This window comes from Halalkalibacter oceani (assembly GCF_040544555.1).
GTDB classification, from domain to species: domain Bacteria; phylum Bacillota; class Bacilli; order Bacillales; family Bacillaceae_D; genus Halalkalibacter; species Halalkalibacter oceani.
This window is the reverse complement of sequence record NZ_JBEPKD010000028.1, coordinates 1-23,293: the sequence shown is the minus strand read 5'-3', so window position 1 is coordinate 23,293 and position 23,293 is coordinate 1. Positions and strand designations below refer to the sequence as shown.

Sequence of the window (23,293 nt, the reverse complement as noted above, 5' to 3'; positions counted from 1 at the left end):
AAGCAGAAAAGAGCCTTTACACCATGAGCGAAGCTGTCTCTAATTAGAATAAAGCAGGATTCTAGGGTTCTAGCAAGAATAAACAGTAAATAGTGCTTTTATGAGATTAACAGAATAAATATAAATTGAACACTAACCATGGCGTTACTGGAATAACAGGGGGAACAGCATGTTAGGATTGCAGCAATATTATCAAAATAATGATGAGATAAAAGCGGTTTCAACAAGTCTTGAAGCGAATATGAAAGAGCAGCTTATATCGGGTTTAACCGGATCGGCACGCACGTTGTTTATTTCGACTGTCTTCCGTGAGGCACAACGGCCGACATTGCTTGTTACGCATAATTTGTATCAGGCCCAGAAGCTGTATGATGATTTGGTTGATTTATTAGGGGAAGACCAGATTCTTTTGTATCCAGTCAATGAGCTTATTTCAGCAGAAATTGCAATAGCGAGTCCGGAGATGAAGGCGCAACGTATTGACGTGTTAAATAAGCTGATTTATGGATTCAAAGGGGTGGTCATCGCACCGCTTGCCGGAATCAGACGCCAGTTGCCCCCGGTAAGCGTTTGGAAGCATCACCAGATTGATGTCGAGATTGGAACGGATATCGGCGATATTGACCAATTGATGAATAAGCTGGTGGCAATGGGCTTCCAGCGTGTCGATATGATCGCCTCACCCGGTGAATTCAGTGTCCGTGGCGGAATCATTGACTTGTACCCGTTGACGGAACCGGATCCGATTCGAATCGAGCTGTTTGACACGGAGGTTGATTCGATTCGGACTTTCTCCGTGGAAAATCAACGCTCAAAAGAAGAGAAGAAGGCCGTCCGGATTGGTCCGGCCCAGGAAGTGCTGCTTGAGAAGACACATTATGAACAAGCGGCGGCTGCTTTGGCGGAAGGTTTGGCGAAGACGTTAAAGGAAGTTCGGGCGAAAGAGACGAAGGAGAAGCTTTCGCAAAATATTTCCTATGAAATCGGGCAATTGAAGCAAGGTTCGACCTTCCAGGGAATGTATAAGTATATGTCGCTTTATTATGAAGGCGAGCATTCGCTGCTGTCATTTCTTCCCGCGAATTCGATACTGGTTATTGATGAATTGGCAAGGGTAAAGGAAATGGCGGAAAGCCTCGATAAGGAAGAGGCCGAGTGGAGCATCGCCTTGCTTGAGCAGGGAGAAATCATTCATGATGTTTCGATGTCGGTAGCCGTTTTTGAGCAATTAAAGCATTCTCATTATCCGATTATTTATTTATCGCTATTTTTGAAGCATGTTGCCCAGACTAACCCGGAAAATGTGATCAGCATCACATGCAAATCGATGCAGCAATTTCACGGTCAAATGCAGCTGCTTCAGTCGGAGGTTGCACGCTGGAAAAAGGCGGGGCAGGCTGTCGTATTCATTGCCGCCTCAAAGGAACGGGCTCAACGACTTTCCTTAAACCTTGAGACGGAGCAAATCGAAGCGGCAATTGTGGAACGCTCCACAGAGTTACGCGAAGGTCACACATATATTATGGTTGGAAACCTGCAAAGCGGCTTTGAACTGCCCTCGAGCAGGTTAGTTGTGATTACGGAAGAGGAAGTGTTCGCCAAGAAAAGGGCGAAGCGGCCACAGCGCAAGCAAACATTATCGAATGCCGAACGGATTAAAAGCTACTCTGAGCTAAAAGTTGGCGATCTCGTCGTTCATACGAATCACGGTATCGGAAAATACCTTGGCGTAGAAACGCTGGAAATCAATGGTCTCCATAAGGATTATCTCCACTTACGCTATAAAGGAAATGATAAGCTATATGTGCCGGTCGAGCAGATCGATCAGGTGCAAAAGTATGTCGGATCGGAAGAAAAAGATCCGAAAATTTATGCGTTGGGTGGAAGTGATTGGAAGAAGGTGAAAAAGAAGGTACAATCATCGGTCGAGGATATTGCCGATGATTTAATCAAGCTCTATGCTGAGCGTGAAGCGAGCAAAGGGTTTGCCTTCTCCGCTGATGGGCCTGAACAGGCGGAATTTGAAGCTTCCTTCCCCTATCAGGATACAGAGGATCAAAAAAGAGCGATCCTGGAAATTAAAAAGGATATGGAACGGCCGCGGCCAATGGACCGCTTATTATGCGGCGATGTCGGCTACGGGAAAACAGAAGTGGCCATTCGCGCCGCCTTTAAAGCGATCATGGATGGCAAGCAGGTCGCGATCCTTGTGCCGACGACGATCCTTGCCCAGCAGCATTATGAGACGATCAAAGAGCGCTTTTCCGAGCACCCGATCAAAATCGGTGTCCTGAGCCGTTTTCGCTCAAAAAAGGAACAAACAGAAACGCTTAAAGGCTTGAAGGCAGGTACGGTTGATTTGATTGTCGGTACGCACCGTCTTTTATCGAAGGATGTTGTTTTTCACGATCTCGGTCTGCTCATCGTCGATGAAGAGCAGCGATTTGGCGTGACGCATAAAGAAAAAATTAAACAGTTAAAAGCAAATATTGATGTTTTAACGCTTACAGCGACCCCGATACCGCGGACGCTGCATATGTCGATGCTCGGTGTTCGTGATCTGTCCGTTATTGAAACTCCGCCGGAAAACCGTTTTCCTGTCCAGACCTACGTTGTGGAATACAATGCCGCTCTTGTACGGGAGGCGATTGAACGGGAGCTGACCCGCGGAGGTCAGGTGTATTTTCTCTATAACCGCGTCGAAGATATCGAGCGGATGACGGAGCAACTGTCGATGCTCGTTCCGGATGCCCGCATCAGCTATGCCCACGGGCAAATGAATGAGCGGGAATTAGAGACGATCATGCTCGACTTCCTGGAAGGCAACAGCGATGTATTGGTAACGACGACGATTATCGAAACAGGGGTCGACATTCCAAATGTGAATACGCTTATTATTTATGACGCCGATAAAATGGGGCTCTCCCAGCTTTACCAAATCCGTGGACGTGTCGGACGTTCAAATCGGGTCGCCTACGCTTATTTCACATATCAGCGCGATAAAGTGTTATCGGAAGTGGCGGAGAAGCGTTTGCAGGCGATAAAGGAATTTACAGAGCTTGGATCAGGATTTAAGATTGCAATGCGCGATTTGACGATCCGCGGTGCCGGAAACCTGCTTGGCTCCCAGCAGCACGGCTTTATTGAATCGGTCGGGTTTGACCTCTATTCACAAATGCTGAAAGAAGCAATTGAGGAACGAAAAGGCGACAAACCGAAAAAAGAACGTTTCCAATCAGAGATTGACGTTAAGGTCGATGCTTACATTCCGGAAGCATATATCAATGATGCAAAGCAAAAGATTGAAATGTACAAACGGTTTAAAGGTGCCGAGACGGTTGAGGATATAAAGGATTTGCAGGATGAGATGTTCGACCGCTTTGGCGAATATCCGAAGCAGGTGGACTTTCTGTTGCGCTTAACAGCGATAAAGCTGAAAGCCAATCGGGAAAAAATCGAGCAGATTGTCGAAGGCAAGGATCATGTGGCGATTATTGCATCGGCTGAGGCTACGCAGAGCCTTGATGGGGCAAAGCTGTTTGAAGTCGCTCATCAGCTTGGGCGCGAGGTCGCCCTCGGGACGGCCGGAGACAAAATCAAATTTTCGATTAAAACGAAGACATTAAGCGATGAACAGCTCCTGACGATGATCGAGACAATTATCGGCGGAATTGAAGACGCGAAAAAGAATTAAATAAAAGACTAAGGACGTATACAACTCACAGAGGTGAATTCGGGGAAAACGTCAACCTCTAGTCACGACTCCGCGCAGCCGCTTTAAAAAAAGCCGCTGCGCGTTTTTTTAAAATTTTTCCGGGTAATTCGAGGAGGGGCGTCAGCTTCGCGCGTTGCTTCAAAGAAAAGCCGCTGCACGTTTTTCTTATGGATTGATGTTGTAAGCAGCCAAAGAAATTCATGTATTGGTGAATAGTTCTTTTTCTAAGAAAGATACTATAGATAATTCCACTTCACCAAGTACACACACCATTAGAAAGGGAGGCTAGTCAATATGAAAGCAACAGGAATCGTACGTCGCATTGATGATTTAGGACGTGTGGTCATACCGAAAGAAATCAGAAGAACATTACGAATTCGAGAAGGAGATCCGTTAGAAATCTTTGTCGATCGCGATGGAGAAGTCATCCTCAAGAAGTATTCCCCTATTTCAGAGCTTGGCGACTTCGCTAAGGAATATGCAGAGGCCTTATATGATAGCTTAAATCATTACGTCTTAATTGCTGATCGCGACACATTTATTGCTGTAGCAGGAGCACCAAAAAAGGAATATACAAACAAAAGTGTTGGTGAGATCGTTGAGAAGGTGATGAATGAGCGGCAAACGAGGGTTGAGGTTAAGAGTGGAGAGTATAATCTTGTCGGTGACCATCTTGATGATCTGAAAGGCTTTGTCATCGCTCCGATCATTGCAAATGGCGACCCGATTGGCGCCGTCGTTTTATTCAGCAAGGAGCAGGACCTATCCGGAACGATTGAACAGAAGCTCGCTGAAACAGCGGCAAGCTTCCTCGCCCGGCAAATGGAGCAGTAAAGTGGCTGTGACAAGGAGGGGTAATCCTTTTTGTCACGGCTTTTCTGTTTGAAGAGGTGGAAATGAGAGAAGACGAAAGCAGGATGTGGAAGGGAGAGTTTAAAAGCAGCTTAGCCTGTCGGCATGTCCCGGAACCGGGATGCTGGCAGGTTTTTTATAATGACAGGACAATAACGGGATCGTTTGGTGGCCTTTGATTCGACTGAATGAAAAGTAAAAACAACCTTTCGCTCAGCCCCTCTTGTAACGGATCTGCTTGGCGATACTCCTCTTATTCTAGTATGATAGAGGAGCATTGGATAATAAAGTGAGGCGACAGGTGATTGGACGTTCAAATGAAGAACAGGCCTTCTTTTTGGTATGGCTTTTTATTAGTATCAGGAGCAGCGGTTTTGGCAAAGCTGCTAAGTGCGATCTACAGAATTCCTTTTCAAAATATGGTCGGAGATGTGGGCTTTTATGTGTATCAGCAAACATATCCGTTGTACGGCATTATGGCGGTTTTGGCGATGTACGGCTTTCCGGTCGTGCTGTCAAAGCAGCTCGCCGGACTCAAGCAAGCTGATCGGCAACAGGCGAGAGAGGTTGTCAGCATCTTTTTTTACAGTCAGCTGTTTGGCGCCTTGCTTGGCTGGATTGCGCTCTTTAGCCTGGCGGAACCGCTTGCTGCGCTGATGGGCGACCGCGGGCTGACGGGGCCGATTCGGGCAATCAGCTTTCTGATTTTGCTATTGCCGGCTTTATGTACGAGCCGGGGCTATGATCAAGGGAGGGGCGAGCTTGGCTCAACAGCGGCTTCTCATATGATTGAGCAGCTCGTGCGCGTCGGCAGTATTTTAGCGATAACGATATGGCTCCTCCATTCAGGGGCAGACGTGTACGAGATCGGGACCGGGGCGGCGCTTGGCTCGATTCTCGGGGTGTTGACGGGCTTCCTCGTGCTCCAGCTGTTGAACAAGGGGGCGTGGCTGCGGCAGCTTATTTTGCCGCAGCAGCTTCCGTGGCGGCGCCTGCGAAAGCAACTGACGGCTTTATGGAGCCAGGCGCTGTTGATCAGCATGAGCGCGCTTGTCTTTATCCTCTTTCAGCTTGTCGATGCGTTAACCGTGATTCGACTGCTGGCGGGAAACGGGCTTCAGGAGCAGGCGGCCTATGCCGCCAAAGGGGTTTATGACCGCGGCCAGCCGTTGCTTCAGCTTGGCGTGGTGCTGGCAACCGTGCTGAGTCTGGCAATTGTCCCTTTAGTTGCAAACATGGTTGCCAAAAAGCGCGGGAAGCGGGCCGCAATGTATCAATATCTCTGTTATCGTCTGGCGCTTTTAGTAGGAGGAGCGGCGACCGTTGGCTTACTCGTAATCATCGAACCGACGAACCATATGCTGTTTACAGACCGTACCGGCTCCGAAGTGTTACGAGTGGTCGCTTTGGCGATTGTCGCCGGCTCCTTATTTTCAACGCTGGCCGGGATTTTGCAAGGGTATCATCTCGAGCATTATGCCGCACTGGCCGTTGGAATCGGACTTGCTATAAAAACAATCGGCAACATCGTCCTCATTCCGGCCTTTGGTACCTTTGGCGCTGCCTGGTCGACCGTTGCCGCGCTGACCGTCATGGTCATTTATGCGGTGGGCGTGCTGCGGCGGCACCAGCTTTTCTTTTTCGGAAGAGGCAAAGTCTATTTTTGGATAGGGGGCGTATTGCTGGCCATGGGGATGCTCACTCTCGCGTGGAGAGAGGCGGCGGGTTTGCTCATTCCTGACAGCAGGCTCGGTGATGCAGTCGTCGCCCTCAGTACGGCCGGATTTGGCGCGCTTGTCGTTGCGGCAGGTGTTATCTACTTCCCGATTTTTTCAGAGCAGGAATGGCGGACGATTCCTAAGGTAAAGCGGATCAGAAGATTAGTCAAAAGGAGCGGATAAGATGAAAGAAATAACGATTATTGGCTTAGGGGCCGGAGAGATTGAGCAAATGCCGTTCGGAATATACCGTTATTTACTGAAGCAGGAGGTCGTTTATGTGCGGACGGCTGAGCATCCGGCTGTTCAGGCATTAAAGGAGGAAGGGGTTGCTTGTAAGGCGTTTGATGACTTGTACGAGCAGCATGAGGAATTTGAAGCGGTCTATCAGGCGATTGTCGATGAGCTAGTGGAGAGCGCGGAAGAACAGGTCGTTTACGCCGTCCCCGGACATCCTTTTGTAGCGGAGCGCACCGTTCAGCTGCTTGTCGCAGAAGAAGCGAAGGGGACGATCAAGCTGAACATTTTGGGCGGGCAAAGCTTTTTGGATGCGATGTATACCGCTTTGCGGATCGATCCGATTGAAGGCTGTCAAATTGTTGATGGAACGGCGTTGCAGCGCGATCAGCTCGTGTTGACGGAGCATATGATTATTGTCCAGGTTTATGATGCGATGATTGCTTCTGAGGTCAAGCTGACATTAATGGAGCGTTTGCCGGATGATTATGAGGTGACGATCGTCACTGCTGCCGGCTCAAGTGAAGAAGAGCTGATCCGGGTACCGCTTTACGATCTCGACCGGCGGACGACGTTGAATAATGTAACCGCGGTCTACGTGCCCCCGGTACATAAAGAGGAGCTTCTTTACCGTGAATTCACAAAGCTAAGAAAGGTGATCGCCGCTTTGCGTGGTCCGGGCGGCTGCCCGTGGGATCAGAAGCAGACTCATCAATCACTGAAAAAGTATTTACTGGAAGAGACATATGAAGTGCTTGAGGCGATTGATGAGCAGGACGATGAGCATCTTGTCGAAGAGCTGGGCGATGTTCTGCTTCAAGTTTTGCTACATGCGCAAATCGGCGAGGACGAAGGCTATTTTTCGATTGAGGATGTTATCTATGCGATAACGGAAAAAATGATCCGGCGTCACCCCCATGTTTTTGGTGAAACGACTGTGGCTGACGCAGAGGAAGTTCTTGTGAATTGGGATGCTATTAAAAAACAGGAAAAGGGGAAAGAAGAAAACAGCTCCTTGCTGGCCAATATACCGAAAAGTCTGCCGGCGTTAATGGAGGCGGAACAGCTGCAAAAGCAAGCCGCAAAGGGCGGCTTTGACTGGGACGAGGCGGCGCCGATCTGGATGAAGCTGCAGGAGGAAATCAGTGAGTTTATGGTCGAATTGAAAGCGGGAGCCGAGGAGGAGATGACAAAGGAATTTGGAGATATTCTGTTCGTGCTTGCCAATTTAGCAAGATATTATAAAATTGATCCAGAAGAGGCTTTGCTGCAAACAAATCGCAAGTTTAAGCGACGCTTCCGTTACATTGAAGAGTCGGTCGGTGCGGAAGGCAAGGCGCTGACCGAGCTGTCTTTGGACGAGCTTGACGAACGATGGGAGCAAGCGAAGCAACTGGAACGAGAGGAGAATGAACACGATGCGTTTAGATAAATTTTTGAAGGTTTCACGTTTGATTAAACGAAGAACGTTGGCGAAGGAAGTATGTGACAAAGGCAGAATTCAAATTAATGGCCAGGTGGCGAAAGCGGGCTCGACGGTGAAAGCGGGTGATGAGCTTGTCATTAAATTCGGCCAGAAGACGGTTACCGTCAAGGTCGAAGCGATCCGTGATATCGTGCGCAAGGAAGAAGCCGGCACGATGTATACGATTGTCAGTGAAACGTCGAACGCCGCTGACTAGGGCTTGTTCTATTTTCCCTCCTCCTTTCATATAATGCGGTGAGAGTATAAAAAGAGGAGGGTCATGGGATGGATCATTCGTATGAATTCGGTACACCGATGGGGCGAGAGCGGCAAAATAATGACCACGATATTACATTAAAAGGGCGGAGACAGCTTGATATAACAGGAGTGAAGCAGGTGGAAAGCTTCGATAATGAAGAGTTCCTGCTCGAAACGGTGATGGGCTTCTTGTCGGTACGCGGTCAAAACCTGCATATGAAAAACCTGAACGTGGAGCTTGGGAATGTCTCCATTGAAGGGAAGATCTTTGACCTCGTTTATCTTGATCAAGGCCATCAGGATAAATCGAAAGGCTTCTTCGGGAAGTTATTCAAGTGAGCCTGAGCGTCCAACTTTATACGATGCTGTCCATGATTGCGATGGGCAGCTACATTGGCGCGGCAATTGATACGTATCACCGGTTTTCAAAACGCAGGAGCTCCTATCATTGGTTTGTCGCTTGTAATGATGTGATGTTTTGGCTGATGCAGGCGCTTGTCGTGTTTTATGTTCTGCTGCAAACGAATCATGGAGAAATCCGTTTTTACGTCTTTTTAGCCCTTATTTGCGGTTATGCGGCCTACCAGGCGATGCTCCGTCCATTTTACCGAGGTTTACTGGAGCGGTGCATTATGCTGACGGTTTCGATTTATAAAGGGATTGTCACGCTTTTTCGCTATCTTGTCATGAAACCGGTCACCTTCATATTGAAACTGCTCTATTCCTTATGTATGATGATAGTGACAGGCTGTACCGCGGTTATCTTGTTTTTGCTTCGTCTTGTTCTCGTGCCGCTTAGAGGGCTGGCCCTCTTGCTGTTAAAATGGACAGGTCTGTTAACGTATGTAAAGAAATCCGAGCCGATATTTGCTAAAATAAAGGAATTTATCAAGTCGATGAGGAAGAAGAAAGAGTAAGGGGTGATAATATGTCCGCAAATCGAGCAACAAGGGTCCGAACATTGGATAAAGCATATACCGAGCAGCGTGAACAGGAGATCCAATTCCAGTCGAAAAAGCGCAGAGGCTTAATCAGACGATTAAGTGCACTGGCCATTCTTGCCGTTATCCTTGGATGCGTTGGTGTGGCGACGATTTATGCCCAAACAGGTTCGCTTGAGGAGAAAAGACAAGAAAAAGTGGCGCTGGAAGAGCAGCTTCGGCAGCTTCAGGCCGAGGAGCAGCGACTCGAACAGGAAATTGAGAATTACAACAACATGGATTATATTGCTGAGGTTGCGCGACGTGATTATTACCTGTCCAAGCCGGGCGAAACATTATTTAAATTACCGGAACACTCGTCAGATTGACACTCTTTTTTGCATTCGGGTATAATATATTAGTGAACATTTTTAAGATTTCTTAAGGAGGATCTATTTTTACATGTCAATCGAAGTAGGCAGCAAGTTACAGGGGAAGGTTACGGGAATCACTCATTTTGGTGCATTTGTAGAGCTGCCGAGTGGGGTTACTGGCCTTGTACACATCAGTGAAGTAGCTGACAATTATGTCAAGGATATTAATGAATTCTTGAAAGTTGGAGACGAGGTTTTGGTAAAAGTCGTTAACGTGGAAGCGGATGGGAAAATCGGCCTTTCGATTCGCAAAGCCCAAGACCGTCCTGAACGACCTGCTCGTCCTCCGAGACCAGAAGGTGCTGAGCGTCCAGCCAGACCGAGTCGCCCTTACAACTCTCGTCCTCAAGGTGGGGGACGAAGCCCGAGACCAAATCAAGCTCGTGCCAGTATTTCCTTTGAAGACAAGATGAGCCGGTTTTTAAAGGACAGCGAAGAACGTATTTCAACATTGAAGCGTCAAACAGAAGCGAAGCGTGGAGGTCGAGGAGCCCGTCGAGGATAATTTGCTGCTATCTTTGGAATAGAATGGAGCTGTCTTACGAGAGTGAGGCGGCTTTTTTAATCGGATAAGAAAATGTAAAAGTAGTGCTTGACTTATGAAGGCAAAACAAGTATATTAATACTTGTCGCAAATAAGTGAAATGGCGGTGTAGCTCAGCTGGCTAGAGCGTACGGTTCATACCCGTGAGGTCGGGGGTTCGATTCCCTCCGCCGCTACCATACATATTCATGATAAACAGGTGATCGCTATGATCAGCTGTTTTTTTGCGTTCTAGGAAAGAAAGAGGCGCAGCTTTAAAAGTAATTCGCAAGGGGGAAAGTGCGGGTTCTAAGAAAATCAATCCTTTTTTGTTCCTCAGCATTCCCTACAGACTCCGATTATCTCCCATAAAGAGTGAGGAGGCGCCGGCTTTTTTTGAATACTATAGCTATCGCTACCTATTTAGGACGAAACAAGTCGAACGTTTTTTTAGTTTACGTTGGCTGTTTTGACAAAAAATGAAAGCATCCTCTGTTTATAATGAGGACAACAATTTGATTAGGGTGGTGGATGAAATGATGTGGAAGGTAGCAAAAGCAAAATGGACGGACTGGTCGATGATCGGAAACGTTGGGAAAAAAGCTTCAGCGATGGCAAATACCATTTTTTATCAATATGGACTGTTGGTAGCGATCATTGGTTTTTTGTTAGGACGAGCGATGATTTTATCCGAGTTAACACCGTTTGTTCTTCCTTATTTAGCTGCCGTCTACCTGCTCAAGCGTGAACGGGCCGGAATCGCAGCGCTCTCTCTTGTGGCTGGCGCGCTCTTGAGCTATCATGGACAAATTGTTTTTGTCCTTGCCGCGATTATCACCTTTGTTCTCGTTCAAAAGGTCGTGACGAAATTTATCACGAAGCGGACGAGCTTTCTCCCCTATACCGTCTTTATCGCCAGCATGATGACGAGGCTGGGGCTCGTCTATGTCACGGAAGGGCTGGTGACGAATTACGCGCTGATGATGGCGACAGTCGAAGCCGGACTAAGCTTTATTTTAACGATGATTTTTATGCAGAGTGTGCCGCTGATTACAGCGAAGAAAATTCAGCAGCCGTTAAAAAATGAAGAAATTGTCTGCTTAATTATTTTGCTTGCTTCCGTTATGACCGGAACAATTGGCTGGATGATGTATGATATGACGATTGAACATATTTTGGCGCGCTATCTCGTTCTTCTATTTGCATTCGTTGGCGGAGCGGCGATCGGTTCAACGGTCGGAGTCGTGACCGGGCTGATCCTCAGTCTGGCGAGTGTCGCCAGTTTATATCAAATGAGTCTGCTCGCCTTTGCCGGGCTGCTAGGCGGTTTATTAAAAGAAGGAAAGCGAACCGGGGTAGCTCTCGGCCTTCTAGTCGGGACGCTGTTGATCGGGCTCTATAGTGAAGGTTCTGCTGAAGTATCCGTCACATTAATGGAATCAATGGCGGCGATCCTGATCTTCTTCTTAACGCCTAAAGATTTGATTACGCGGCTGGCCCGCTTTATTCCCGGAACCGTGGAGCACTCGAAGGAGCAGCAGCAATATGTAAGAAAAATACGTGATCTGACAGCGGGTCGAGTTGAACAGTTCTCTACTTTATTTCAGACGCTATCCAGCAGCTTTCAAGCGTTTCCTCAAACAGCGAATGAAGAAGAGGACGAAAGAGAGACCGATTATTTCCTGAGCAATGTTACAGAAAAAACATGCCAGACCTGCTTTAAAAAAGAACGTTGCTGGGTGCAGAACTTTTCTAAAACATATGATTCGATGCAAAAGATTATGACAGAAACAGAGGAGCATGGAGAAATCAAAAATCAAATGCTGCTTTCAGAATGGAAAAAGCTGTGCATTAAACCGGAAAAGGTCATTCAGACGATTGCGAGTGAACATGAGTATTATCAGGTGAATCAGAAGCTGAAGCGGCAGGTGCTGGAAAGCCGCAAGCTTGTTGCCGACCAACTATTAGGGGTTTCACGCGTAATGGGTGACTTCGCGAAGGAAATACAGAAGGAAAAACAGGCCCATCATTATCAGGAAGAACAGATGCTGGACGCCTTGCGCAGTGTAGGGCTGGAAATCGGCCATATTGATATCTATAGTCTCGAGAAAGGGAATATTGAAATTGAAATGAGTATTTCCGCTGATAACGGTCATGGTCAAAGTGAAAAAGTGATCGCCCCGCTGCTGTCCGACATTGTAAATGAAACCGTTGTCGTCAAACAGGAGGAACCGGATTTTTATCCAAATGGATACAGCCACGTTTCGTTCAACTCGATAAAACAGTTTGTCGTCGAGACGGGAGTCGCTCATGTCGCCAAGGGAGGAGCATGGGTATCCGGTGATTGCTATTCGACAATTGAGCTCGGGTCGGGGAAGTACGCGATCGCGATCAGCGATGGAATGGGGAATGGCGAGCGAGCCCATCTTGAAAGCAATGAAACGCTACAGCTGCTGCAAAAGATTTTGCAGTCAGGTATTGAAGAAACGATTGCAATCAAGTCGGTCAATTCTGTGCTGTCATTGCGCTCGACGGACGAAATCTTTTCAACTCTCGATTTGGCGATGATTGACTTACAGGATGCCACAACAAAATTTTTGAAAATTGGATCAATTCCAAGCTTTATTAAAAGAGGGAGCAACGTCACGAAAGTGGAAGCGAATAATTTGCCGATCGGGATGCTTCAGGAGTTTGATGTCGATGTCGTCAGTGAGCAGCTAAAGGCGGGCGATCTGCTGATCATGATGAGCGATGGAATTTATGATGCGCCGAAGCATGTTGAGAATAAGGAAATGTGGATGAAGCGGGTGATTAACGAGCTGAAAACGGATGATCCGCAGGAGGTGGCCGACCTGCTGCTGGAGAAGATCATCCGCTCCGAGCAAGGGTCGATCAATGATGACATGACGGTGATCGTCGCCAAGGTGAAGCGGAATACGCCGAAGTGGGCGGCCATCCCGTTGTACAAAGCGCCTTCCTTCACGCGGAAAAAAGCGCAGAGGGCTGCTTCTTTCTCTTAAACAAGAAGCAACTCCTTACTCGATAGATGTATAAAACCTCGCAAGCTAGTGAATGATGATAACATTCAAATGACTTGGGGGGAAAATCATGAGTAAAGGAACGCTGAAGCAAATTTTGTTACTTACTGACGGTCATTCAAATCAAGGGGAAGATCCAGTGGCAATTGCTGCCTTGGCAAAAGAGCAGGGCATTACGGTAAATGTCATTGGCATCGTCGATGAAAATCACTTAAATGAGCAGGGAATTGAGGAAATCGAAGCAATCGCGCTCTCGGGCGGAGGGGTGAGCCAAATTGTCTACGCGAAACAGCTGGCGAAAACGGTGCAAATGGTAACGCGAAAGGCGATGACACAGACGATTCACGGTGTCGTCAACAAAGAGCTGCAACAGATTCTCGGGGCCGATCAGGAAATGGAGGACCTTCCTCCGGAAAAACGCGGCCAAGTGATGGAAGTTGTGGATGAGCTCGGTGAAACGATGAGTCTTGAAGTGTTAATCCTCGTAGATACGAGTGCCAGTATGAACAATAAACTGCCGATGGTGCAGGAGTCATTGGTTGATTTATCAATCAGCCTCACATCGCGGATGGGATCAAACCGCTTCTCTCTCTATTCCTTTCCCGGGAAACGAAAGGATGTCGACAAGCTGCTTGATTGGACACCTCAATTGACGGCACTGACCGGAATTTTCCAAAAATTGTCTTCTGGTGGTGTGACACCGACTGGGCCGGCTTTGCGAGAAGCACTCTCGAAGTTTTCAACGTCAGGCTCAAGAAGGAGTTTGATTGCTGGTGATGAAGAACAGCTACTCAACGAGTCAGGAATGTAAGCTAGTAGCCGGTACAAAAATCGTCGGGAAATGGCACCGGAATCCCTATCATATCGTCAGGACGCTTGGGGCGGGGGCGAACGGAACGGTTTACTTAGCGGAATCAGCCAGCGGACTTGTTGCCCTGAAAGTTGGCATTAATAATATGTCAATCACGTCCGAAGTGAATGTGCTAAAACATTTTTCAAAGGTCCAAGGGCAAGTCCTTGGACCTTCTTTGCTTGATGTTGATGACCTCGTGACGACCAATGGCACATATCCGTTCTATGTCATGGAATACTTAAAAGGACCGGGTCTGATTCATTATATGCAAAACCGCGGTGCCGAATGGCTTGGGCTGTTGATGGTCCAGCTGCTTGGTGATTTGGAACGGCTGCATGCCGCCGGCTGGGTATTTGGCGATTTAAAGCCTGACAATATTCTCGTCGTCGGTCCACCACCGAGAATTCGCTGGCTTGATGTCGGAGGGACGACATTGCTCGGTCGCTCAATCAAGGAATATACTGAGTTTTTTGATCGTGGTTACTGGGGTCTTGGCTCGCGGAAAGCGGAACCGGGCTACGACCTTTTTGCGGTGGCGATGATTATGATTAACTGCGCGTATCCGAACCGTTTTGAAAAACGGGGTGAAAAATCGCTTGCGTTGTTAAAGGAGCGGATCGAAAGTCATCCGTCGTTAAACCGGTACCGTGATGTACTGATGCGCGCCCTGCAAGGGAAGTACGAGGATGCCTCGGCGATGAGAGCGGGTCTGCTTGAAGCTCTTTCTAAAAATGCCGCGCAGACCCAGCGGGGCGCGAAGGTGAAGAAAAATAAGCCTGCGAAGCGGAAGGCGGCAAAAAGGAAGGACAGAAAACCTTCCTACTTTGTTGAAATCTTCTTGTTAACCTCTTTTCTTCTACTGGCATATATCCTATACTTATTTGGACAAATGATGTAGGGATCGGGCGAGAAGGAGTGGAGGCGTTAGCATGAATGCAGATCGAATGATGGATATTTGCATGTTAGCGGGCGAAATCATGCTTACCTACGGAGCGGAAACCTATCGCGTCGAAGAAACCCTTGAACGGATGGCGAAGTCGGCTCACTTTGATAATGTGCACAGCTTCGTAACTACGACGGGAATTTTTCTTTCATTTGAAGAAAAAGGTCGCGGGGATTTTATGCAGATGATCCGCGTCGATGATCGCAACCAGGACTTGAATAAAGTTACGCTTGTTAACCAGGTTTCAAGGGAGCTTGTCAACGGACAGATCGACGCTGATGAGGCGCTGCGCCAGTTGAATGAAATTGCGCGTGCACCGAGCCATTATCCCGGCCTGCTCTTGCATCTATCTTCCGGTGTGGCAGGCGGGGCTTTTTCCTATTTATTTGGCGGAGATGTCTCCGATACGCTTCCGGCTTTTATTGCAGGCTTTGCCGCAAGCTGGAGTATTGTCACGTTGCAGGAATATACAAAGGTAAAGTTTTTCGCGGAATTTATGTCAGCTTTTTTAAGTGGAATGCTGGCGATTGGACTTGTCTGGTTCGGGCTGGGCGAAAATCTTGACCAGGTTATTATCGGAACACTGATGCCTCTTGTTCCGGGTATTCCGTTAACAAATGCGGTTCGTGATTTGATGTCGGGGGATCTTATTGCCGGAGTGAGCAGGGGAGCGGAGGCGGTTATTACGGCGCTCTCGATTGCGACAGGAATTGCTTTGGCGATCGCGTTGTTTTTGTAAGCCTAGTAAGGGGAGATGCGAATGTGGGTTGAATTGCTTTTTTGTTTTATTGCGACCGTCGCTTTTGGCGTGATTTTCAATGTTCCGAAGCGGGTACTGTGGGTTGGCGGGGTGATCGGCGCAATAGCGTGGTTGTTGTACTCGACTTTACCGGCCTTCGGCATTACCGTCATATTCGCCACCGCCGTGGCATCGCTGGCAAGTGCGACGTGCTCGCATTTGATGGCGAAGCTGTACCGCGTGCCGGTCACGACGTTCAGTATTCCCGGAATCATTCCGCTCGTACCTGGAAGTAAGGCGTACTTTACGATGCTGGCCTTCGTTGACGGAGATTATTTAAACGGGCTGCAAATAGGAATTGAAACGATGCTTCAGGCAGGAGCGATCGCCGCTGGGCTCGTGTTTGCTCTTTCCGTTTTCTCACTTGGAAAAGGAGGGATCGGCCAACGTTATGAAGCACGACGTTCATAAGTTCATTCGAAAGCATCGGTTGATTGAAGCGGGCGACACAATTATTGTCGCGGTATCCGGAGGACCGGATTCTATCGCTCTGCTTGACTTTTTATGGAAGGAGCGGACGCGCTATTCGATCGACGTCCGCGCATGTCACGTTCATCACCAGCTGCGCGACGTAGAGGCTGATGAGGATGAGGCGTATATTCGACAGTTCTGTCAGAAACGCCGGATTCCGCTGTACAGCAAGCGGGTTGACGTAAAGAAGTATGCAATGGCCAGCGGAGACGGAACGCAGGTGGCGGCCCGCAAGCTGCGCTACGAATGGTTTAGCGAGCTGCTTTCTGAAATGCCAAACAGTAAGCTGGCGACAGGCCACCACGGAGATGACCAGACGGAAACGATGCTGATGCAAATGATCAGAGGCGGTCTGCCTATACGCGCTTATGGCATTCCGGCTGTGCGAAAGCTTGGAGACGGAGTGGTGATTCGTCCTTTTTTAGGAATAACAAAGGAAATGATTGAGCATTATTGTAAACAGCACGGTTTAAGCGCGCGCTATGATTCGAGCAATCGTGCCCGGACCTACACGCGGAACCGGATCAGGCAGGACGTGCTGCCTGTTTTGAAACGGGAAAATCAGCAGGTTCATACGCATATGCAGAGATGGCAGGAATGGATGAATGATGATCAACAGTGGCTGCAACAGCAAGCGGAGGAAAGTTTATCGTCTATTATTATTGAAAAAAGTGAACGAAACGTTACAATTTCCTGTGCGGCCCTTCTGAGCGTAGCACTCCCTTTACAAAGAAGGTTGATTCATCTAATATTAAATTATCTTTACGGGAAAAATTCTCCATCGATTACCTCGATACATATTGAGCAGGTCCTCGAGTTGATGAATCAGGATAACCCATCCTGGGACTATCATTTATCCCGCTCATTTATCGTTCGCCGTGAGTACGATTTTTGTCATTTTTCAGGTGCTCAGGAGAATACGTTGGAAGAGCAGGAGCATATTCTCTCTGTTCCGGGCCGCATTGAATTTGCAGACTGGGTGCTTGAGGCATACATAACAGAGGATGCCGCTTTCACTGAAGCAGAAAATGAGATTGTCCTGGATAAGAAAGCTCTTGCTGAGCCGCTTTTGATCAGGAAGCGACAGCCGAGCGACCGGATTGCCTGCAGAGGTATGGAAGGTACAAAAAAAGTGGGGCGCTTATTTATTGACCGTAAGATTCCCAAGCAAGAACGTGAGAACTGGCCAATCCTTGTGGATGGAAACGGGGAAGTCCTTTGGGTTCCTTATCTGCATCGTACAAGAGTGGCACAGGCAGAGGATGACAGCTCCTGCAGACTCGTAGTTGCTTGCTGCCGTCAAGGAAAAAAGAAAGCGGACTTCACCAGTAGTTCCGATTGAATAACAGGAGGTTTGTTGGCCATTGATTAGGGACGAAATTCAAGAAATATTAATTACAGAAGAACAAATTCAGGAAAAATGCCGCGAGCTGGGAAGGCAAATTACAGAAGAATACAGCGGGCGTTTTCCCCTTGTTGTCGGCGTTCTTAAAGGCGCGATGCCTTTTATGAGCGACTTGACGAAACGAATTGACACTCATCTTGAAATGGATTTTATGGATGTGTCAAGCTACGGAAAAAGTATGGTTTCATCAGGAGAGGTCAAAATAATAAAGGACCTCGATACTTCCGTGGAAGGACGCGACGTGCTGATTTTAGAGGACATTATCGACAGTGGCTTGACGTTAAGCTATCTTGTTCAACTGTTTCATTATCGCAAAGCGAAAACAGTAAAGGTTGTGACCCTCTTAGACAAGCCGGAAGGACGTAAGGTCGATTTAGTGCCAGATATGGCTGGGTTTATCGTACCTGATGAATTTGTTGTGGGATACGGGCTTGATTATGCCGAGCGTTATCGTAATCTTCCCTACATCGGTATCCTGAAGCCTGAGATCTATGAGAGTTAACGTTTGTGGACAAAAGATCATTTGTGATACGATAAACAAAGCTATATTGCTTGTGGGAGGAGGTCAAGGATGAATCGTATATTTCGTAACACCATTTTTTATTTACTTATCTTTCTCGTTATCGTCGGGATCGTAAATGTATTTAGTTCTGATCAGACAGATACAGAAAAGGTTACGTTTACAACATTCACAGAGAGACTCGAACAGGGTGAGGTGCGTGACCTTGAAGTGAAGCCTGTTCGTCAGGTATACCTTGTACGTGGTCAATTTACGGATCATGGTGAAGGAGAGTTCTTTGAGACGTATGCTTTGCAAAGCGAGCAAACGGCCGAGCTGCTGATGAATGCCCAGTCAGCTACGGGCGGTACGTTTGAATTAGATTTCCAGCCGGCGGATGAAACGAGCGGTTGGGTGACCTTTTTTACAGGGATCATTCCGTTTATCATTATTTTCATTCTCTTTTTCTTCTTACTAAGCCAGGCTCAAGGTGGCGGCAGCCGCGTCATGAACTTCGGTAAGAGTAAGGCGAAAATCGTTAGTGATGATAAGAAAAAAGCGAAGTTCAAGGATGTGGCCGGTGCCGATGAAGAGAAACAGGAGCTTATCGAAGTTGTTGAATTTCTAAAAGATCCGCGCAAATTCTCGGCCATCGGCGCACGGATTCCAAAAGGTGTCCTGCTCGTGGGGCCTCCAGGAACGGGGAAAACGTTGCTGGCGCGTGCTGTTGCAGGGGAAGCGGGTGTACCGTTCTTCTCGATCAGTGGTTCTGACTTTGTTGAGATGTTTGTCGGGGTCGGGGCATCCCGTGTCCGTGATTTGTTCGAGAATGCGAAAAAGAATGCGCCATGTATTATCTTTATCGATGAGATCGACGCTGTTGGACGTCAGCGTGGTGCTGGTCTCGGCGGGGGACACGATGAGCGTGAGCAGACGTTGAACCAGCTGCTTGTTGAAATGGACGGTTTCAGCGCCAATGAAGGAATCATCATTATTGCCGCGACGAACCGTGCTGATATCCTTGATCCTGCCTTGTTGCGTCCAGGCCGTTTTGACCGTCAAATTATGGTCAACCGTCCTGATGTTGTCGGCCGTGAAGCGGTGCTTAAAGTTCACGCCCGCAATAAGCCGTTGAATGATGATGTTAATTTGAATGCGATTGCTGCTCGGACACCGGGCTTTTCTGGTGCCGATCTTGAAAACCTTCTGAATGAAGCGGCTTTAATTGCTGCCCGAAACGATCAGACGAAAATCAGCATGATCCATGTCGAAGAAGCGATTGACCGGGTCATTGCCGGGCCGGCGAAAAAGAGCCGTGTCATCTCGAAAAAGGAAAAGAATATCGTCGCGTGGCATGAAGCGGGTCATACCGTTGTCGGTGTGAAGCTTGAAAATGCCGATATGGTTCATAAGGTAACGATCGTTCCGCGGGGAATGGCGGGCGGCTATGCTGTTATGCTGCCGAAGGAAGACCGCTATTTCATGACAAAGCCGGAGCTGCTTGATAAGATTGTCGGGTTGCTTGGAGGCCGGGTGGCCGAGGAAGTTCAGTTTGGCGAGGTTAGTACCGGCGCGCATAACGACTTCCAGCGCGCGACCGCGATTGCCCGGAAAATGGTAACTGAGTACGGGATGAGTGAGAAGATTGGTCCAATGCAATTCGGTTCCAATTCTGGCGGACAGGTATTTTTAGGCCGGGATATCCAGAATGAACAGAATTACAGTGATGCGATTGCTCATGAAATTGACATGGAAACACAGCGTATTATTAAAGAGTGTTATGAACGCTGCCGGGAAATCCTTGTCGAGAACAAAGCGAGCCTCGATCTTGTTGCTGAAACATTGCTTGAGCTGGAGACGCTTGATGCCGAGCAAATTAAATCACTCATCAACGAAGGCAAGCTGCCTGAGAATCATCACACGAACAAAAAGCCTTCTGAAGATAGTGATGTGAAGGTGAATATCCATTCAAAAAAGGATGACGAGATGCGCAAGAGCGAGGATGAGTCTGAGCCAACCGCTGAAGATGCAGTCGAAACGTCTCCTGATGAAGAAGTGCCACCAAAAAGAGAAGATAATTAAAAAGCAACCGTTATGCGGGTGGGAAGCGACGACTTGGTTCGCTTCCCGCTTTTTTGTGAACGGACACAGAAGGGATGCCGCTTTTCTTCGCGTGACGAAAAAGGAAGTTTTTCAGTGGTCTCCTCCTCTCTGGGGGGTTAAAAGATGTAGCGACTCCACATTTCGCAAAAATGACGGTAATGTTTTATAATTGAGGGGAATTTGCCCAAGATGTGGTAATAAGAAGGCTGGCGGTGATGGATCATGATATTAGTGATTGATGTAGGGAATACAAATATTGTACTCGGCGTGTACGAAGGACGGTCTCTTCGTTATCATTGGCGAATGGCGACAAGCCGCCAGAAAACAGAGGACGAATGGGCGATGTCAATCAAGGCGTTATTTGATCATGAAGAGGTTTCGATTGACTCCATCAAGGGAATTATTATTTCCTCAGTCGTCCCGCCGTTAATGTATACGCTTGAGCAAATGTGCAAGAAGTATTTTCAGCTTAAGCCGATGGTGATTGGACCTGGCATCAAAACAGGGTTGAATATCAAGTATGATAATCCGAAAGATGTCGGAGCTGACCGGATTGTCAATGCCGTCGCCGCGATCCATTTATATGGCAGCCCGCTTGTCATTGTGGATTTCGGCACGGCGACCACTTATTGCTATATCGATGAGAACCGGAACTATATGGGGGGAGCTATTGCCCCGGGAATATCGATTTCAGCCGAGGCGCTGTACACCCGCGCGTCGAAGCTGCCGAGAATCGAAATAACGAAGCCCGCCAAAGTTCTCGGCACCAATACGGTTCATGCGATGCAGGCGGGAATTTATTATGGCTATGTCGGTCAGGTTGATGGCATCGTCAACCGGATGAAGGCCCAGGCAAAACAGGAGCCTACTGTCATTGCGACGGGAGGGCTGGCGACACTGATCGCCTCAGAAGCAACTTCAATTGATGTCGTCGAGCCTTTTTTGACGCTAAAAGGACTGCAGATGATTTATGAAAGAAATAGTTAATTAAGAAGAAGGAAGGATAGACAATCATATGGAAGATTATTTAATTAAAGCAACAGCATTCGATGGCAAAGTAAGAGCATATTCGCTGGTGGCGACAAACATGGTCAATGAAGCGGTACGTCGCCAGGGAACATGGCCAACTGCCTCGGCTGCTTTAGGACGTACAATGATGGCAGGAACGATGATGGCGATGATGCTTAAAGGTGATTCGAAGCTGACGATCAAAGTTGAGGGAAAGGGGCCGATTGGGGCGATTATTGTTGATGCCAACACAGCTGGCGAAACGCGGGGCTATGTAAGCAATCCGCAAACCCACTTCGACCTCAATCAGCATGGAAAGCTGGATGTCGCGAGAGCAGTTGGGACGGATGGCTATCTGTCCGTCGTGAAAGACCTGGGCTTAAAAGAGAACTTTACTGGAAGCGTGCCGCTCGTGTCAGGGGAAATTGGTGATGATTTCACTTATTATTTCGCTTCCTCTGAACAGACGCCGTCGTCCGTCGGCGTAGGGGTGCTAGTCAATCCCGATAATTCCATTCTTGCGGCCGGGGGGTTTATTATTCAGCTGATGCCAGGGGCGGATGATGCGATTGTCGATCAAATTGAAAAGCGTCTTTCCTCGATTCCGCCGATCTCCAAACTTGTAGAAGCAGGGATGCCGCCAGAAGAAATTCTTCAGGCCCTGCTCGGCGACGATAATGTGAAGCTGCTTGATAAATTGCCGATCACCTTTGCCTGCCGCTGCTCGAAAGAAAGAGTCGAGAATGCGATCATCAGTTTAGGGAAAAAAGAAATCCGCGCGATGATTGAGGAAGATGGCGGAGCGGAGACGCGCTGTCATTTTTGTAACGAGACATACAACATTTCCAAGGAAGAATTGGAAGCGTTATACGAGCAGTCAAAATAGTTGGAAAAAAACAAATAACTTAATTGACTTATCAGAAAACGTCTGCTACTATAATCTTAATAAAACCAATAAAAATACTTGGTATTGAGGAGGCGTCACGATGAAAGTTGCACAATCTATTACTGAATTAATAGGTCAAACGCCATTAGTCAAATTAAATCGCTTAGTCTCAGACAAACATGCCGATATTTATTTGAAGCTCGAATTTATGAACCCGGGAAGCAGTGTAAAGGACCGGATCGCCCTCGCCATGATCGAAGCGGCGGAAAAGGACGGCACGCTTAAGGCCGGGGACACGATTGTCGAGCCAACGAGTGGAAATACAGGGATCGGTTTAGCGATGGTCGCTGCCGCTAAAGGATATAAGGCGAAGCTCGTGATGCCTGAAACGATGAGTATGGAGCGTCGCAACCTGTTACGGGCGTATGGAGCTGAGCTTGTTCTCACCCCTGGTCCTGAAGGAATGGGCGGGGCGATTCGCAAAGCGACGGAGCTTGCGAAAGAGAATGGCTATTTCATGCCACAGCAGTTTGAGAATGAAGCAAACCCTGAAGTTCACCGCCTGACAACAGGGAAGGAGCTGCTTGAGCAGGCTGAAGGCCAGTTGGACGGCTTTATTTCCGGAATCGGTACAGGTGGAACCATTACGGGAGCGGGCGGCTTCTTAAAGGAGCATTTCCCGAACCTCCATATTGCCGCTGTTGAACCGGCAGATTCTCCGATTTTATCCGGTGGAAATCCTGGGCCGCATAAAATCCAGGGAATCGGTGCGGGCTTTGTGCCGAAAATCCTGAAAACGGAAATTTATGATGAAGTGATTCAAGTGACAACGGAGCAGGCGTTTGAATATGCACGCCGCGCTGCCCGTGAAGAAGGAATTCTCGGAGGGATTTCTTCAGGCGCCGCGATTTACGCTGCCCTGCAAGTCGCTGAAAAGCTCGGAGCCGGAAAGAAGGTTGTCGCCATTATTCCATCTAACGGTGAACGTTACCTCAGTACTCCGCTTTATCAATTTGAAGAACAGTAAATTGCTTGTTGCCAGTCAGGACGCCTTTGCGGCGGCCTGGCTGGTTTTTTTAGTGCGCCACGCATGGCGCGTAGCTAGGCGGTGAAAGTCCGCTATGGGGGCTGGCAGTTGCCAACCATTAGCCAAGAGCAAGGGTGTC

The 23,293-nt window shown here is 48.1% G+C and carries 20 protein-coding genes and 1 tRNA gene; all 21 read left to right on the top strand.

The features are described from left to right. Positions 1 to 169: 169 nt before the first annotated feature. Positions 170 to 3,694: a transcription-repair coupling factor gene (gene mfd, locus ABMB67_RS20160; protein WP_251224496.1), complete on the top strand. Its 3,525-nt coding sequence runs from the start codon at positions 170 to 172 to the stop codon at positions 3,692 to 3,694. A 315-nt stretch (positions 3,695 to 4,009) separates the two neighbouring features. Then, the gene (gene spoVT, locus ABMB67_RS20155; protein WP_251224497.1) at positions 4,010 to 4,549 is read left to right on the top strand and encodes a stage V sporulation protein T; all 540 of its coding nucleotides are present in this window, start codon (positions 4,010 to 4,012) and stop codon (positions 4,547 to 4,549) included. Positions 4,550 to 4,884: 335 nt separating this feature from the next. After that, entirely contained in the window at positions 4,885 to 6,468 is a 1,584-nt protein-coding gene (locus ABMB67_RS20150; RefSeq protein WP_354573141.1) for a putative polysaccharide biosynthesis protein, read from the top strand. A gap of 1 nt (position 6,469) precedes the next feature. Then, positions 6,470 to 7,954 carry a bifunctional methyltransferase/pyrophosphohydrolase YabN gene (gene yabN / locus ABMB67_RS20145; protein WP_251224499.1) on the top strand — a complete coding sequence of 495 codons (1,485 nt, stop codon included), beginning with the start codon at positions 6,470 to 6,472 and terminating at the stop codon, positions 7,952 to 7,954. Beyond that, complete coding sequence (locus ABMB67_RS20140) at positions 7,941 to 8,204, top strand: RNA-binding S4 domain-containing protein (protein ID WP_251224500.1); 264 nt, start codon at positions 7,941 to 7,943, stop codon at positions 8,202 to 8,204. Before yabN ends, ABMB67_RS20140 begins: the two co-directional genes overlap by 14 nt. 68 nt (positions 8,205 to 8,272) lie before the next feature. Then, a complete protein-coding gene (yabP, locus tag ABMB67_RS20135) occupies positions 8,273 to 8,584 on the top strand; it encodes a sporulation protein YabP (protein WP_251224501.1) in 312 nt (103 codons plus the stop codon). Then, positions 8,581 to 9,162 (top strand): spore cortex biosynthesis protein YabQ, encoded by a 582-nt coding sequence (gene yabQ, locus ABMB67_RS20130; RefSeq protein ID WP_354573140.1) that lies wholly within the window; start codon positions 8,581 to 8,583, stop codon positions 9,160 to 9,162. The genes yabP and yabQ overlap by 4 nt, the downstream gene beginning before the upstream one ends. Before the next feature lie 11 nt (positions 9,163 to 9,173). Further along, positions 9,174 to 9,554, top strand: coding sequence for an FtsB family cell division protein (locus ABMB67_RS20125; protein WP_251224503.1), 381 nt, complete (start codon positions 9,174 to 9,176; stop codon positions 9,552 to 9,554). A gap of 73 nt (positions 9,555 to 9,627) precedes the next feature. Next, positions 9,628 to 10,104, top strand: coding sequence for a S1 domain-containing RNA-binding protein (locus tag ABMB67_RS20120; RefSeq protein ID WP_251195275.1), 477 nt, complete (start codon positions 9,628 to 9,630; stop codon positions 10,102 to 10,104). Positions 10,105 to 10,245: 141 nt separating this feature from the next. Then, positions 10,246 to 10,322, top strand: a tRNA-Met gene (locus tag ABMB67_RS20115). 336 nt (positions 10,323 to 10,658) lie between these two features. After that, entirely contained in the window at positions 10,659 to 13,142 is a 2,484-nt protein-coding gene (gene spoIIE, locus ABMB67_RS20110) for a stage II sporulation protein E (protein ID WP_390188874.1), read from the top strand. Positions 13,143 to 13,230: 88 nt separating this feature from the next. Further along, complete coding sequence (locus tag ABMB67_RS20105) at positions 13,231 to 13,971, top strand: VWA domain-containing protein (protein ID WP_251224504.1); 741 nt, start codon at positions 13,231 to 13,233, stop codon at positions 13,969 to 13,971. Beyond that, a complete protein-coding gene (gene prkT, locus ABMB67_RS20100) occupies positions 13,937 to 14,911 on the top strand; it encodes a serine/threonine protein kinase PrkT (protein ID WP_354573155.1) in 975 nt (324 codons plus the stop codon). The genes ABMB67_RS20105 and prkT overlap by 35 nt, the downstream gene beginning before the upstream one ends. Positions 14,912 to 14,942: 31 nt before the next feature. Continuing rightward, positions 14,943 to 15,695: a threonine/serine exporter family protein gene (locus tag ABMB67_RS20095; protein WP_251224505.1), complete on the top strand. Its 753-nt coding sequence runs from the start codon at positions 14,943 to 14,945 to the stop codon at positions 15,693 to 15,695. A 21-nt stretch (positions 15,696 to 15,716) separates the two neighbouring features. Next, complete coding sequence (locus ABMB67_RS20090) at positions 15,717 to 16,166, top strand: threonine/serine exporter family protein (RefSeq protein WP_251224506.1); 450 nt, start codon at positions 15,717 to 15,719, stop codon at positions 16,164 to 16,166. After that, entirely contained in the window at positions 16,147 to 17,568 is a 1,422-nt protein-coding gene (gene tilS / locus ABMB67_RS20085; protein ID WP_354573139.1) for a tRNA lysidine(34) synthetase TilS, read from the top strand. Before ABMB67_RS20090 ends, tilS begins: the two co-directional genes overlap by 20 nt. A gap of 25 nt (positions 17,569 to 17,593) precedes the next feature. Then, complete coding sequence (gene hpt, locus ABMB67_RS20080; RefSeq protein ID WP_251195312.1) at positions 17,594 to 18,133, top strand: hypoxanthine phosphoribosyltransferase; 540 nt, start codon at positions 17,594 to 17,596, stop codon at positions 18,131 to 18,133. A gap of 69 nt (positions 18,134 to 18,202) precedes the next feature. After that, entirely contained in the window at positions 18,203 to 20,212 is a 2,010-nt protein-coding gene (ftsH, locus tag ABMB67_RS20075) for an ATP-dependent zinc metalloprotease FtsH (RefSeq protein ID WP_354573138.1), read from the top strand. Between the two features lie 243 nt (positions 20,213 to 20,455). After that, positions 20,456 to 21,220, top strand: a complete 765-nt coding sequence (locus ABMB67_RS20070) for a type III pantothenate kinase (RefSeq protein WP_251225297.1) — start codon at positions 20,456 to 20,458, stop codon at positions 21,218 to 21,220. A gap of 28 nt (positions 21,221 to 21,248) precedes the next feature. Then, positions 21,249 to 22,127 carry an Hsp33 family molecular chaperone HslO gene (gene hslO, locus ABMB67_RS20065; RefSeq protein WP_354573137.1) on the top strand — a complete coding sequence of 293 codons (879 nt, stop codon included), beginning with the start codon at positions 21,249 to 21,251 and terminating at the stop codon, positions 22,125 to 22,127. A gap of 100 nt (positions 22,128 to 22,227) precedes the next feature. Beyond that, positions 22,228 to 23,154 (top strand): cysteine synthase A, encoded by a 927-nt coding sequence (cysK, locus tag ABMB67_RS20060; protein ID WP_251225299.1) that lies wholly within the window; start codon positions 22,228 to 22,230, stop codon positions 23,152 to 23,154. Positions 23,155 to 23,293 lie beyond the last annotated feature (139 nt).

What these genes read in the sequence shown, in the direction of transcription:
- tilS (WP_354573139.1), top strand. Translation starts at nt 16,147, where the DNA reads ATGAAGCACGACGTTCATAAGTTCATTCGAAAGCATCGGTTGATTGAA.
- ABMB67_RS20070 (WP_251225297.1), top strand. Translation starts at nt 20,456, where the DNA reads ATGATATTAGTGATTGATGTAGGGAATACAAATATTGTACTCGGCGTG.
- prkT (WP_354573155.1), top strand. Translation starts at nt 13,937, where the DNA reads ATGAAGAACAGCTACTCAACGAGTCAGGAATGTAAGCTAGTAGCCGGT.
- ABMB67_RS20140 (WP_251224500.1), top strand. Translation starts at nt 7,941, where the DNA reads ATGCGTTTAGATAAATTTTTGAAGGTTTCACGTTTGATTAAACGAAGA.
- spoIIE (WP_390188874.1), top strand. Translation starts at nt 10,659, where the DNA reads ATGATGTGGAAGGTAGCAAAAGCAAAATGGACGGACTGGTCGATGATC.
- spoVT (WP_251224497.1), top strand. Translation starts at nt 4,010, where the DNA reads ATGAAAGCAACAGGAATCGTACGTCGCATTGATGATTTAGGACGTGTG.
- yabP (WP_251224501.1), top strand. Translation starts at nt 8,273, where the DNA reads ATGGATCATTCGTATGAATTCGGTACACCGATGGGGCGAGAGCGGCAA.
- ftsH (WP_354573138.1), top strand. Translation starts at nt 18,203, where the DNA reads ATGAATCGTATATTTCGTAACACCATTTTTTATTTACTTATCTTTCTC.
- hslO (WP_354573137.1), top strand. Translation starts at nt 21,249, where the DNA reads ATGGAAGATTATTTAATTAAAGCAACAGCATTCGATGGCAAAGTAAGA.
- ABMB67_RS20125 (WP_251224503.1), top strand. Translation starts at nt 9,174, where the DNA reads ATGTCCGCAAATCGAGCAACAAGGGTCCGAACATTGGATAAAGCATAT.
- cysK (WP_251225299.1), top strand. Translation starts at nt 22,228, where the DNA reads ATGAAAGTTGCACAATCTATTACTGAATTAATAGGTCAAACGCCATTA.
- ABMB67_RS20095 (WP_251224505.1), top strand. Translation starts at nt 14,943, where the DNA reads ATGAATGCAGATCGAATGATGGATATTTGCATGTTAGCGGGCGAAATC.
- ABMB67_RS20105 (WP_251224504.1), top strand. Translation starts at nt 13,231, where the DNA reads ATGAGTAAAGGAACGCTGAAGCAAATTTTGTTACTTACTGACGGTCAT.
- ABMB67_RS20090 (WP_251224506.1), top strand. Translation starts at nt 15,717, where the DNA reads ATGTGGGTTGAATTGCTTTTTTGTTTTATTGCGACCGTCGCTTTTGGC.
- yabN (WP_251224499.1), top strand. Translation starts at nt 6,470, where the DNA reads ATGAAAGAAATAACGATTATTGGCTTAGGGGCCGGAGAGATTGAGCAA.
- ABMB67_RS20120 (WP_251195275.1), top strand. Translation starts at nt 9,628, where the DNA reads ATGTCAATCGAAGTAGGCAGCAAGTTACAGGGGAAGGTTACGGGAATC.
- mfd (WP_251224496.1), top strand. Translation starts at nt 170, where the DNA reads ATGTTAGGATTGCAGCAATATTATCAAAATAATGATGAGATAAAAGCG.
- ABMB67_RS20150 (WP_354573141.1), top strand. Translation starts at nt 4,885, where the DNA reads ATGAAGAACAGGCCTTCTTTTTGGTATGGCTTTTTATTAGTATCAGGA.